Source organism: Vibrio porteresiae DSM 19223 (assembly GCF_024347055.1).
Lineage (GTDB): Bacteria > Pseudomonadota > Gammaproteobacteria > Enterobacterales > Vibrionaceae > Vibrio > Vibrio porteresiae.
The window spans coordinates 2,848,090-2,861,712 of record NZ_AP024895.1; the positions used below are offsets into that span (position 1 = coordinate 2,848,090).

Annotated in this window: 11 protein-coding genes; 7 read left to right on the plus strand and 4 right to left on the minus strand. The window is 47.3% G+C overall.

Features of this window, described 5'->3' with window-relative positions; all coding sequences use genetic code 11:
- Window positions 1–297: 297 nt before the first annotated feature.
- Window positions 298–1,614, minus strand: a complete 1,317-nt coding sequence (gene xylA / locus OCV11_RS12975; protein WP_261893317.1) for a xylose isomerase — start codon at window positions 1,612–1,614, stop codon at window positions 298–300.
- Window positions 1,615–1,898: 284 nt separating this feature from the next.
- Between xylA and OCV11_RS12980 the strand changes: the two genes are divergently transcribed.
- On the plus strand, window positions 1,899–3,299 hold the full coding sequence (locus OCV11_RS12980; RefSeq protein ID WP_261893319.1) for a sugar porter family MFS transporter: 1,401 nt from the start codon (window positions 1,899–1,901) through the stop codon (window positions 3,297–3,299).
- Window positions 3,300–3,381: 82 nt separating this feature from the next.
- On the opposite strand, the gene OCV11_RS12985 is transcribed toward OCV11_RS12980, so the two are convergent.
- A complete protein-coding gene (locus tag OCV11_RS12985) occupies window positions 3,382–4,554 on the minus strand; it encodes a XylR family transcriptional regulator (RefSeq protein ID WP_261893320.1) in 1,173 nt (390 codons plus the stop codon).
- A 201-nt stretch (window positions 4,555–4,755) separates the two neighbouring features.
- Here OCV11_RS12985 and xylB point away from each other — a divergent pair, with 201 nt between their 5' ends.
- A complete protein-coding gene (xylB, locus tag OCV11_RS12990; RefSeq protein WP_373332791.1) occupies window positions 4,756–6,210 on the plus strand; it encodes a xylulokinase in 1,455 nt (484 codons plus the stop codon).
- Window positions 6,211–6,234: 24 nt separating this feature from the next.
- On the opposite strand, the gene OCV11_RS12995 is transcribed toward xylB, so the two are convergent.
- Entirely contained in the window at window positions 6,235–7,149 is a 915-nt protein-coding gene (locus tag OCV11_RS12995) for a LysR family transcriptional regulator (protein WP_261893321.1), read from the minus strand.
- Window positions 7,150–7,318: 169 nt separating this feature from the next.
- Between OCV11_RS12995 and OCV11_RS13000 the strand changes: the two genes are divergently transcribed.
- The 5 genes from OCV11_RS13000 to OCV11_RS13020 all read left to right on the plus strand — a co-directional run bounded on the left by OCV11_RS13000 (window position 7,319) and on the right by OCV11_RS13020 (window position 11,931).
- Window positions 7,319–8,128: a putative hydro-lyase gene (locus OCV11_RS13000; RefSeq protein WP_261893322.1), complete on the plus strand. Its 810-nt coding sequence runs from the start codon at window positions 7,319–7,321 to the stop codon at window positions 8,126–8,128.
- Window positions 8,129–8,145: 17 nt separating this feature from the next.
- Window positions 8,146–8,895, plus strand: a complete 750-nt coding sequence (locus OCV11_RS13005) for a 5-oxoprolinase subunit PxpA (protein WP_261893323.1) — start codon at window positions 8,146–8,148, stop codon at window positions 8,893–8,895.
- Complete coding sequence (gene pxpB / locus OCV11_RS13010; protein ID WP_261893324.1) at window positions 8,892–9,635, plus strand: 5-oxoprolinase subunit PxpB; 744 nt, start codon at window positions 8,892–8,894, stop codon at window positions 9,633–9,635. Before OCV11_RS13005 ends, pxpB begins: the two co-directional genes overlap by 4 nt.
- On the plus strand, window positions 9,635–10,597 hold the full coding sequence (locus OCV11_RS13015) for a 5-oxoprolinase subunit C family protein (protein WP_261893325.1): 963 nt from the start codon (window positions 9,635–9,637) through the stop codon (window positions 10,595–10,597). The genes pxpB and OCV11_RS13015 overlap by 1 nt, the downstream gene beginning before the upstream one ends.
- A 98-nt stretch (window positions 10,598–10,695) precedes the next feature.
- Window positions 10,696–11,931, plus strand: coding sequence for an NRAMP family divalent metal transporter (locus OCV11_RS13020; RefSeq protein WP_261893326.1), 1,236 nt, complete (start codon window positions 10,696–10,698; stop codon window positions 11,929–11,931).
- A gap of 68 nt (window positions 11,932–11,999) precedes the next feature.
- Here OCV11_RS13020 and OCV11_RS13025 read toward each other — a convergent pair whose 3' ends face one another.
- Window positions 12,000–13,574: a hypothetical protein gene (locus OCV11_RS13025; protein WP_261893327.1), complete on the minus strand. Its 1,575-nt coding sequence runs from the start codon at window positions 13,572–13,574 to the stop codon at window positions 12,000–12,002.
- Between the last annotated feature and the right edge of the window lie 49 nt (window positions 13,575–13,623).

Consider the following 13,623-nt stretch of genomic DNA (forward strand, 5'->3'; position numbering starts at 1 on the left):
TCCTCATGATCTTCAAACTGCGAATTCATTAAGGACTAAGCAAATTGTCACACAAGGTTTGGCAACATTTAACGAAGAGTTGAACAAAAAATAACTATTCTGGGCAAAGATCACATTTTTGTTTCACCAAGCCCTAACAGTGTGGTCTAAACACCCGTATTTCTCTGACATTTCGATCGCTGTTGATCTTTACGATCAAAAAAACAGCCTGTTAAGGTACAGGCTGTTGATATGCTTTGCTTTTTAGGTGACTGTCGTTTCAAGAACCGCGTTGAAAGGACAGGCACTCTAACGTAACTAAAACAGGAAGCGATTGACGATGTTTTCCAAGTACTCTTGGCGACCTGATTCTTTGACAGGTTGGATATTGCTATCCACTGCATATTTCGCTAGCGATTCCAGTGAATGGTCGCCGCTGAGAATGGCTTTGCCTAGCGGTTCATTCCAGCCTGCGTAACGCTGTGCAATGTTCTTCGCCAGAAGGTCATTTTCAATCATGGCGGCGGCTTTTTCTAACGCGAGCGCCATGGTATCCATACCACCGATATGACCGTAGAACAGATCTTCTGGAGCAATAGATGGTCGACGTAAACGTGCATCAAAGTTAAAGCCACCGGTAGTAAAACCACCTGCTTTAAGAATTTCGTAAACAACGAGGGCGTTTTCTTCCACACTGTTTGGGAACTGGTCAGTGTCCCAACCCAGTTGAGGGTCACCACGATTCGCATCAATAGAACCAAAGATACCTAGAGAAATTGCGGTAGCGATTTCATGTTGGAAGCTATGCCCAGCTAAGGTTGCATGGTTAGCTTCAATGTTCACTTTGATCTCATTTTCCAAACCGAACTGTTTCAAGAAACCATACACAGCAGACACATCGTAATCGTATTGGTGTTTGGTTGGTTCTTGAGGTTTAGGTTCGATCAAAATCGTGCCTTTAAAACCGATTTTGTGTTTGTTTTCCACCACCATCTGCATCAATCGACCGAGTTGCTGACGTTCTTGACGCAGGTCGGTATTCAGCAGAGTTTCATAACCTTCACGGCCGCCCCACAACACATAATTTTGACCGCCTAAGGTTTTGGTCGCTTTCATCGCATTGAAGATCTGAGTGGCAGCGTAGGCAAACACTTTAGGATCTGGGTTACTTGCTGCCCCTGCCATATAGCGAGGATTAGAGAATGCATTGGCAGTGCCCCACAGCAGTTTTACTCCGGTTTCTTCCTGTTTTTTACCTAACACGTCGACCATCTCTGCCAAGTTATTGACGTATTCGCGAATATTGGCCCCTTCAGGTGACACATCCACATCATGGAAACAGTAATAAGGGACATTCAATTTGGAGAAGAATTCAAACGCAACATCGGCTTTCGCATGCGCCAACTCAAGTACATTACCTGGTTGCATCCAAGGACGTTCAAATGTGCCTGTACCAAAAATATCGGCACCGGGCCAAGTCAAACTGTGCCAATAACACGCAGCAAAACGAAGATGATCTTTCATCGATTTACCCAAAATCATTTTGTCTGGATCGTAGTGACGAAACGCAAGTGGGTTTTCAGTGGTATTGCCTTCAAATCGAATTGGTTTCACGTTGGAGAAGAACTCATTCATTGTTATGTCCTCATATTAGGTTCGAGTCATCTTGAGTTCATCTTTGACCGTGAGAGGCTTTTGAACAATTACGTTTTTTCACTCCAATTTTCATATATTTATCAAATGTGAAACACCACCCAATTTAACAATTTCACCGTTAAGTAACCCTGTTTTAACGTCAAATCACCAAGCAATTCACATTAGCGAAATATCGTAATCATGATGTTTTTTTCGACAATTTATTAATTCATGCGCTTTTCCAACAATGAGGTGACCCTACATAAAAATAATGAGGAAATAACATGAATAACCAGATAAGTGTGCTGAGGCTAACCTTAGTCGTCGCACTCGGAGGTTTGCTGTTCGGCTACGATACAGCGGTCATCTCCGGCGCAACGGAAGCACTGCAAAACTACTTTGATTTAACCTCTACTGAACTTGGCTTCGCCGCCTCTTCTGCACTGATAGGTTGTGTTCTCGGTGCGTTGATTTCTGGTGAAACAAGCTCCAAATATGGTCGTAGAGGCGCTCTATTCATTGCTGCGTTACTGTTTTTGATTTCCGCGATTGGTTCGGCGATTCCGCAAAACTACTGGACCTTTGTTATCTATCGCATTATCGGCGGGGTTGGTGTGGGTATCGCCTCCATGGTTTCCCCTATGTACATTGCTGAAGTCGCACCACCTAAAAAACGCGGTGGCTTAGTGGCTTGTAACCAATTTGCGATTATCTTTGGGATGTTAGTGGTCTATTTCGTTAACTATGGCATTGCACTACTCGGTACAGAGCAGTGGCTAAACCAAACCGGTTGGCGTTATATGTTCGCCTCAGAAACCCTGCCTGCAGGTCTGTTCTTGGTTTTATTGTTCTTTATTCCAGAAACGCCACGTTGGTTGGTCATGAAAGGACGAAACGATGAAGCTCATGCGCTGCTGCAATCGTTAAGCCCTGGCGACAATATCGAAGGTCAATGGCAAGAGATCAAAGCCTCACTGACTCATCACAGCAGCCCTTCCATCATGGCCGCTGGTTTAATGGGCGTATTGGTGATTGGCATCATGCTTAGCGTGTTGCAACAAGTGACAGGGATTAACGTATTCCTTTACTACGCTCCAACAATCTTGAAAGGCTTTAGCTCCTCTTCAATTGATTTAGCGCTGCTGCAAACCATCTTGGTGGGCGCGGTGAACTTAAGTTTTACCGCTGTGGCTATCTTCACTGTCGATAAATTTGGTCGTCGCCCACTGATGATGTTGGGATCATTTCTGATGGCGATCAGTATGATAGCAATTGGTACGGCTGCGTACATGGATGCGATTGGCGGCTATCTGCTGATTTTCGTGCTGCTCTACATTGCCGCGTTTGCTCTTTCTCTTGGTCCAGTGGTTTGGGTATTGCTCTCCGAAATCTTTCCCAACCACATTCGTTCTAAAGCACTTTCCATTGCGGTATTTGCCCAATGGGCCGCTAACTTTGTGGTGTCACAAACCTTCCCAATGATGAATGACCACGAAAGCACAATCTATAAAGCATTTAATGGCGGATTTCCATTCTGGTTATACGGCATTATGGGCTTATTTACGGTCTACTTTATCTATCGCTGGGTACCGGAAACCAAAGGGCTGTCTTTGGAACAACTTGAATCGCTGTGGCATAAGAAAGAGACGCGCGTACCGCAACACACCTCTTTGCATCTAAAATAGTCACGCCATTTTGAACTCGATAAAGCCACCTAAGTTGCACTCAGGTGGCTTTTGTTTAAACGCATGGGACCTTGATGAAACGTTAATCACCGCCAACGCGATACTCTTTTGGGGTTTTGTTATAGGCCTTTTTAAACACAGAATAGAGATATTGGATAGAGGGGTAACCACACACATCGGCAATATCAGAAATCGGCAATTCACTGTTTTCCAATAGATAACTTGCCCGTTCTAACTTCGCCTGATGAATCTCTTGGTGGAGCGAATGACCACGCTGCAGCTTAAAGCGAGCTTCAAGATTAGTACGCGATACTCCCACATGATCAAGCACTTGCTCTACTTTGATCCCTTTGCAGGCATTTTGCCGAATAAAGTGCATCGCATGAACCACATAGGGGTCATCGACTCCTTCATAATCCGAGCTCTGCCGGGCATAAACCTGAGTGGGTGGAATTAATATGCGTGGTAATTGCGCCGGTGACCAACGGGTTCCATTAAGCATTTTGTCGAGCAGTTTAGCCGCCGCGTAACCCATAGATTTGGTGCCTTGCCCCACAGAGCTTAACGAGACTCGCGTGAGATAACGAGTCACCTCTTCATTATCGATACCAATCACCGCCACCTTATCCGGCACCATCAAGTTGAGGTCTTCACACATTTGCAAAAGGTGCCGAGCACGCGCATCGGTCACCGCAATAATGCCAATCGGCGTCGGAAGTTGTTGCAGCCAATCCGACAAACGGTTCATATCAAATTGCCATGTTTTGGAGTTGGTCGCACTGCCACGAAACACTGAGTAATCATACCCTTCGCGCTCCATCACATTCACAAAGGCGCTTTCTCGTTCTATCGCCCAACGCTCCCAAGAATCATCGGGAATGCCATAAAAAGCGAACTTTTCTAAGCCCTTATGTTTAAGGTGCTCAAACGCCATTTCAATCAATTTGACATTATCGGTTGCCACATAAGGGACGGGCGGATAGTCCTCTTGCTTGCCATAAGATCCGCCGATTCCCACCACAGGAATGGTTGCTTGAGACAACAATTGAACAATGCTCGGATTATCAAAATCCGCTATCACTCCATCACCACGCCAGTTGTGAAATTGTTCAATATCGGTAGTAAAGTCTTCTTGAATAAAAATATTCCAACGCGATTGCGAAGCCTGTAAATATTCGCCAATACCTTCCATTACCTGTCGGTCATAGGCTTTATTGGCATTAAACAGTAACGAAATTTGGTAGTTCTTATTCATAGCCAATGTTAGCACTCCCTTATTTAAACCGATGAGTCTATCAACGTGCTAGTCAAGCCAATGTGATCCTATGCTCAGTCGTTAAATCGCAGAATTTGGTTGAGAGAAAACGTAATTGTGGTCACGTTGTTAAGGATTAAAATCAAGGGAAAAGAACAATAAATCTAACGTATAAAAACTCACTGAAACAGAAGGGAAATAATGATGTTCATCGGTATAGATTTAGGCACCTCTGGAGTCAAAAGTATCCTGATGACCGCATCTGGCGATGTGGTCAGTTCCGCTACCGTTAATATGACTGTGTCTCGTCCAAAGCCGCTTTGGTCTGAGCAAGATCCCCTGAAATGGTGGCAAGCCACTTGCGCTTCCATTCGTGAATTAGGCGCGCAACACTCTCTCAAAGAGGTGCAAGCGATTGGCCTGTCTGGTCAAATGCACGGCGTCACGCTACTCGATAAACACAATCAAATTCTGCGCCCCGCCATTTTGTGGAATGACGGACGCTGCGCACAGGAGTGTCAGTTACTTGAACAAGAAGTGCCGACTAGCCGAGCAATCACCGGTAATCTGATGATGCCTGGATTTAGCGCGCCTAAAGTCAAATGGGTTCAGCGCCATGAACCTGAGGTTTTTCACCAAATAAACAAAGTGTTACTGCCCAAAGATTACCTGCGCTTTCGCTTAACAGGCGATTACGCGTCAGATATGTCCGATGCGGCAGGAACAATGTGGCTCGATTTGGAAAAACGCGATTGGAGTGATGAGCTTTTGGCTGCAACCGGACTTACCCGTAGCCATATGCCAAACCTTTTTGAGGGATCAGAAATCACGGGTTATTTAACTCGTGAGGTAGCAGATCAACTCGGATTACCTATTGTTCCCGTCGTCGCAGGTGGCGGTGACAACGCGGCTGGTGCTGTCGGTGTGGGGATCATAGAACCGGGTCAGGCGATGATTTCACTTGGAACATCAGGTGTCTACTTTGCCGTCAGTGATGGTGTGGTCACCAACCCAGAAGCTGCACTGCATAGCTTTTGTCATGCTCTGCCCAATACTTGGCATACCATGTCGGTGATTCTGAGCGCCGCCTCATGCCTAAACTGGGTGGCACAATTAACGGAATTTAAAAATGTTCCGACCATGATGAGTGAGTTAGAAGCTCGTAAGCCAAGCACTCAAGTGATCTTTCTACCTTATCTCTCTGGCGAAAGAACCCCGCACAACAACCCCGATGCTAAAGGCGTGTTCTTTGGTTTAACTCACACCACCGACCGCTATGAATTAGCCCAAGCGGTCTTGGAAGGGGTGGGATTTGCCCTAGCCGATGGTCTAGATGCGATGCATAAAACCGGCGCTCAACCCAAAGAAATCGCCCTCATCGGCGGCGGCGCTCGCAGCCCATATTGGCGACAAATGTTGGCGGATATTTTCCAGCAAACGTTAGTGTATCGCCAAGGTGGCGATGTGGGTCCAGCGCTTGGTGCAGCTCGTTTAGCCCAGTTAGCGCTAGCCGAACCTCACACCGACATTCGCCAGATTTGTCCATTGCCTGAAGTATTGGCCCAGCACACACCCAATAGCACTGCGCATCAGCAGTATGCGAAAAAACGCGAGACCTTTATCGCCCTCTATCAACGTTTGCAGGATCTGTTTTAGGTTCGCTGAGCAAGACCGAGAGATTCATGGATTGGCAATCGCTAATCCATGATCCCCTGCCGCTTGCAGCGCTAACTCTACCGCCTGCTCTAATAACTGTTGGCTACGAATGCGTTCACTCGCGTTCAAATACGTTACGGTAAAATAAAGTGGTTTTGGGTTCCATTCAGCTTCAATGATCACCAGCTCACCGCTCTCTAACTGCTCTTGCACCACTTCCTTGGGTAGTGACGCAATACCCACACCATTTTCCACTAGCTTGACACAAGCAGACAAAGAGGCAGAAGAGTAGAACCGCATATCATGTTGATTATTTTGTTTAAAGTAATGCGATATTTCATGATATGGCGCGGTGTTGCGCCCATAAGTAATGATGGGCCAATGGATAAAATCACGAAGCCCACCGCTGACTTGGCTGGCGATATCGGGTCTTGCAACCCAAAAAAGTTGGTACGTGCTAAGAGGGCTATTTACTGCACTTGGCTCATTAATCGGCCCCATCATCATGGCGATATCCAAGTTACGCGCCAGCAGTTCACGCGTGAGATTGACCGTGGCATCCACCGACAGCTCCACTTCCACTTGCGGTAACACCTGATGCAGCTGTTCCAAAAATGTCGGCACCCAAGTGTGAACTAATGTCTCTGACACACCAATTTTGAGTAGCCCCGATAAGGTGGTTTCATGACTGGCTTTTTGCATAAATTGCTGACTACTCGCCACAATACTTTCGGCCAGTGGCAACAGCTCACGCCCTTTAGTGGTTAACGAAACTTTGCCGCCATCGCGATGAAACAGCGTGGTATCTAACGTGTGTTCAAGATTAACAATACGAGTTGAAATCGCTGGCTGCGTGGTACACAACTGCTCAGCGGTTTGGCGAAAGCTACCTAAATGTGCGATGCACACAAAGGTCTCTAACTGTTTTAGATTTAGCATTCTTATCTCCCTGCGATGCTCAATCAGTTTCACTTAATAACTTACTAACGCACTGTTTTCCCTAGGGCATTAATTTTATTTATCAGATATCGAAAAAAATCATTAATAGACATTATCACCATAACCGTTATTTTGGTGTTTTACAATTCACGAACCAAGGACTGGTTATATGGATAAGCTAGATACCTCAGCATCGCTTGAGTCTCTCACTCCCGCACAAGTGCGCGCCTTAATTCGGACCAACGATCACACCGGTTCAACGAGTGGTTTAGCCAAAGGTTACCTACAAGCCAACCTATTGATTTTGCCTGCGGACTGGGCAAATGACTTCCTGCTCTTTTGTCAAAAAAACCCAGTCGCATGCCCACTGGTTGGTGTGTCTGAACCGGGAAGTCGTTACATCCCTGAACTGGGTCATGACATCGATATTGGTCGTGATGTGCCGGAATTTCATGTGTTTCATGATGGTCAATTTACCCAAGCGGTGTATGACCTTGATGCGCTGTGGCGGGATGATTTGGTGATCTTCGCTTTAGGCTGCTCTTTCTCTTTTGAAGAGGCCTTGATTCAAGCTGGATTAAAAGTCCGTAACATCGAACAAAACACCAATGTCTCGATGTACGATACCAATATTGCCTGTCTGCCTGCAGGAAAATTCAGCGGCAACATGGTGGTATCGATGCGTCCATTTCCCCCCAAAGATGCAATTCGCGCCGTGCAAGTGACCAGCCGTTATCCAAAAGCACACGGCGCGCCAGTGCACTTTGGCGACCCACAAGCGATTGGGATTGACGATATTAGCAAGCCAAACTACGGCGAGGCGGTCGATATCTATCCTGGCGAAGTTCCGGTATTTTGGGCCTGTGGCGTTACACCACAAAACGTCGTACGTCACAGCAAACCACCTTTCTGTATCACCCACTCTCCGGGCAAAATGTTGATTACCGATCTACTGAGTAATGCGTTAGCGGTGCTGTAAGTAAAAGGAGTTCAAGGATGAAAATTAACTGCGATATGGGCGAAAGCTTTGGCCACTGGACCATTGGCCACGATGACCAAGTCATGCCTTTTATTGATATGGCGAACATCGCCTGTGGCATGCATGCCTCTGACCCAACCGTCATGTTAGAAACCGTTCGTCTGGCGAAAAAACATGGCGTCACCATTGGTGCTCATCCGGGGTATGCCGACTTACAGGGGTTTGGCCGCCGTCCGATGCCTCTTAGCGACACTGAACTAAAAGCGCTTTTTATCTATCAAGTCGGCGCACTCAAACTCTTATGTGAAAGTGAAGGGGTTGCCCTCAGTTACGTCAAACCTCATGGCGCGCTGTATAACACCATGATGAAAGACGATAAAGTCTTTACCACTTTACTTGAAGCGATGCAGCAAGCAGCACCCGAACTCCCGTTAGTGGTGATGGCAGTGCCCAATCACGCCAAATACCAAGCCGCTGCAGATAGCTGTGGGATTTCGGTCTGGTTTGAAGCCTTTGTTGACCGAGCGTACGACGAAGATGGTCGCTTAGTAGCGCGTTCTATTCCCGGCTCTACCTACACTGACCTTGAGACCATTGGTGCCCAAGCGCGCTCTTTGATTGAATTTGGCCAAGTCACCACCCTCGATGGCACAACGATTGAAGTGCATGCCGATACCCTTTGCATCCACGGGGACGGCCCAGCCGCAGTGCCAACAGCGCGTCTGCTTAATGACATTTTGCGGTCTGGGAAAGGGAACGCATTATGAAGATGAGCGCGGTGAATGAAAACTCGTTGATCCTCTACTTTGGCGATGCGATTAACGCGCAAGTGGCCGATCGAATTGGACTCGCCGTGCCACTAATTCGTTCTGCGCTAGGACAAGCCTTAATCGATGTTGTGCCTTCGTACACCTCAGTTTTGGTGACTTTCGATATCATGTCGATGGGAATGGAAGAGTGCCTTGCCACTTTGCAAGCAACCCTTCAAGAGATCGACGAACTCGAGGGGCACAGCCAACAAAGTGCGCAGATTGAAATCCCCGTGTACTACGGACCAGAGGTCGCTTTGGATGCCGATGATGTCTGCGCCCATACTGGCCTGAGCTTTGAGGAAATTGTCGCCATACACAGTAGCGAAACGTATCGCGTGTATGCGATTGGCTTTACGCCAGGCTTTGCTTACTTAGGTAATACCGATGCCCGCATCGAGATTCCGCGCAAAAAAACGCCGCGGTTATCGATTCCCAAAGGCAGTGTTGCCTTAGCCGATCGCCAAACCGCTATTTATCCCAAAGTCTCTCCCGGTGGCTGGCAAGTGATTGGCAAAACACCGATTGATCTTATTGATTATCAACGAGATAACCTGACCTTATTTGAGATGGGCGCTAAGGTCACCTTTAAGCCCATTACCCGGGAGCAATTTTTGCAACTCGGCGGTGAGCTGCCACAAGCGACGCACAAGGAAACGCGCGTAAAAAAGCCGCAGAGTGATAAGGAGATCGCCTGATGTTAACCCTACTCTCATCTGGTCCGTTGAGCCTGATTCAAGATTTGGGGCGTCAAGGACACCAACATATTGGCGTGAGCCCCGGCGGGCCAATGGATGAACATGCCTTTTTGTGGGCAAATCGCTTGGTAGGAAACCAACCTAATGCACCACAAATTGAGATCACCATGGGTCAGTTTCGTGGCTGCTTTACCAAGCCCACCACCTTTGCACTGACCGGTGCTGACATGGGAGCGCGCTTAAATGATAAACCGCTAACGCCTTGGCAGAGTTATCACGCCAATGCTAATGATGTACTGGTTCTGCGCGGCGCACGTTTTGGCACTCGCGCCTATTTAGCCGTGGCAGGCGGTTTTACCGTTCCGACCATTTTAAATAGCGCTACAACGGTCGTTCGCGATCAATTAGGCGGACTAGATCGCCATGGCGCTGCGCTAAAAAATGGTGATGAAATTGACTACCCAACTTGCGACGCGCGTAGTCTACATCAAGTTCCACCAGAGTTTATTCCTCATTACAGCCAAGACGTCGTGATCGACATGATCGGCAGTTATCAGTATGAGTGGTTTGCCCCCGAACAACGCACACGCTTCTTTCAATCTGACTATACCGTGACAACGAACTGTGACCGGATGGGATATCGTTTATCAGGCGATGCCATTACGTGTCGCCAGCAGAATTTGATTTCCGAAGGGATTGCGCTTGGAGCGATTCAGATCCCAGCCGATGGTCAACCGATAGTGTTGATGCGTGACAGACAAACGATTGGTGGTTATCCCAAGATGGGATGCGTCACCACCAAAGATCTCAGCAAACTGGCTCAATGCCAGCCAGGAACTCGAGTACGTTTTGTGGAAACAACCTTGGAGAAGGCCACGCAGCAGCGCCGCCTTCAGCAGCAGTTTTTCCATCATTACGTAGCCAAACACCGTGCAGCAGAGTGGCTTACTCAAGCACTTTAGTACCACCTTGTTTGCAAGATGTGTGAATGGGTAATTTCACCTTATTCACAAAACCACTGTGACCGGATTGTCACAGCGAACTTTACAGGAGTTACATTATGTCGTCAGAAAAAGTCATTTCTGCTGCCACCAGCGCAGTGACGCCCAAAGCTCAAGGCGGCTTTAACTGGTCACTCATCATGGGTGCCGTATTTCTTATGGCAACCTCTGCGGTGGGACCGGGCTTCCTTACTCAAACCACTGTTTTTACTCAAACCTTAGGGGCAAGTTTTGCCTTCGTTATTTTAATTTCCATCTTGTTGGATATCGGTGCACAGCTCAATATTTGGCGCGTCATTGTTGTCGCTAGAAAACGTGCACAAGATATTGCTAACGACCTGGTACCGGGGCTAGGCATTGCCATCGCAGCGGCTGTTGCATTAGGTGGCCTTGCCTTCAACATTGGTAACATTGCTGGCGCAGGTCTTGGGGTCAACGTACTCTTTCCTGATATCTCACCTATTGGTGGGGCTGCATTGAGCGCGGTGATCGCTGTAGCTCTGTTTGTGATGAAAGATGCGACACGCATGATGGACCGTTTCACCATCTTAATGGGTGGCGCACTGATTCTCATGATTGTGTATGTGCTGTTTTCGACTCAGCCTCCTTATGCACAAGCCGCTTATCACGCGGTTGCGCCTGAGAAACTGGATATCATTTCCATCGTCACTCTCGTGGGTGGCACAGTGGGTGGTTACATCACCTTTGCTGGTGCACACCGTTTGGTGGACGCAGGAGTAGTAGGGAAAGAGTCGCTTCCTCAAGTCACTCGCGGTTCTATCTCTGCTATCAGTGTGGCTTCGGTGGTGCGCATTATGCTGTTTTTGGCAGCATTAGGCGTGGTAAGCCAAGGTATTACGCTTGATCCAAGTAACCCACCAGCGTCTATGTTCCAACACGCTGCTGGCGCTGTCGGTTACAAGCTATTTGGTTTGGTGCTTTGGGCAGCAGCGATTACCTCAGTTATCGGTGCGGCTTACACCTCGGTTTCTTTCTTGAAAACCTTACACCCAGCGATTGAACGTCACAGCCAAGGGGTGACTATCGCCTTTATCGTGATTTCGACCTTTATTTTCTGTTCGATTGGTAAGCCGGTGACTCTGCTGGTTTTAGTTGGTGCGATTAACGGCTTCATCCTACCTGTGACCTTAGGCACCATGCTGGTTGCAGCGCACAAAACCAAAATTGTCGGTGACTACAAACACCCTATCATCCTGACTGCTATTGGCTGGATTATCACCATCATGATGGCGCTTATGAGCCTTTACAGTCTGTATAAAATGCTGTTTATGTAATTCTAAATACATAAAATATTCAGCCACTAAACCTCCCCCGTCGTCTTGCGTCGGGGGATTTTTGTTCGTTACTCACTCATATACCGAGCAATGGTTTTGTACATATCATCTATCAGCTCACCGGTTTTACCGCGATTTAAGATAAGAGGTGAACTGTCACAAAGCTGGTCATGCATACTGTCTGCCTCTTGAGTCAAATTAAGCATCTGCTGAGGAGTGTCACTGTCCATTAAATCTTTCATCAAACTATCGATTATCAGCGCCTTGCCGCCAGCAACTCGTGAATCCAGATTAAACCAACTGTCGGCTTTCTGCTTTATTTCATCTACTCGATCTTGAAAACTTTGCTGTAAACCCACTTTCAAATGGCTCAATTTTAGGTCATCAACACCACGTAATACGGTCGCTTGGAGCTTATCTTGCGGAGACAATTGTTCACTTGCATGAGCATCGGTTAAACGCTCCGTCGCTTGCTCCGTTAAAGCCAATACCTTTTCACCTTTAGCGTCCTTGTGCCATTCCACATCAGGGCTGGCTTTAATCGCCTCTTTTACTGCGGTTTTATCGTAGTTTTTGGTCATTAAATGGTAGATATCATCTAATGCTTTAACGAAATCATCGGTGGGTAAAGCCCCAACAGAATGGGGATTAACCGATACACTCAAGGTTTTATCTTTGTTGATACTCACTTCAAATAGCCGACCATATTGGTTTTCAATTCGCTGCTTCACATGCTGACTAAACTCAGCAGGCGTTTTGACATCCACACCCATCTTTTTCAAAAGCTTACTGTGTTTTGCGAGCCAGCCTTTCGCACCATGCCCTCTCGCATCTAACGTGGCTTGATTGAAACCTTCCACCGCGCTGCCGAGCATTTGCGTAATATCTTGCTGCAACGCGGCTTCTGACATCGCCCCATCAAGACGGTGATCGAGAGTTGCTTTACGTTGCGCTAAAAAGTGAATCACCTCTGGTGAAGACTTGCTCAACGTGTGCGCCATGCTGCCCATCTGATCTTTCACATACTTAGATAACAGCGACAAACTGTCCATATTATTGACCAGAGGAAGAATCTGTTTCGGTTTATCCATCAGCAGCGCCACCACATTACGCTCACACAACACATCGTGTTTGGCGTATTGCGCCATGGCTTTCATGTCAGTGAAACTGTTGCGATTGTCTGGCGTACCTTTGCCTTCCAATAGCATCGGCGCCATCTGCTCCAATTGTGCTAGGGACTCAGAAAACTCTTTTCTTTGCAGATTTTGCTGGTGGGAAAACGGCTCGCCTCGCTGCTCAAGGCTTTTCACTATCGCAGCGAAATCCTTAAACAAGGTCATGTGCACCTTAAACTTCTGCTGATATTCAGCGTTCAAAATCGGCGTTGACTTGGCAGCTTGGAGAGTTCTAACGTCACCACTTTGCGTGTTTTTTGCCTCCGCTTGTTGGTTAAGTTGATACGCCACTCGCTCACCACGAAAACGCGCCATCATGCGATCAATCGGACTGCGTTTGGCTTTTAAATGGGTCGGAGCAGCCTCGTTGGACGAAGAAGCAGCAGTCTTACTGGCAGAAGATGACGCATCGGCGACGTCATAAATTTGAGAAGCCGCTGAGGAATGGATTGAATGAATAGGACTCATGCGAGAAAACTCCTTTTTCGTCATGAGTAGCAATTTATTGCATATAGTT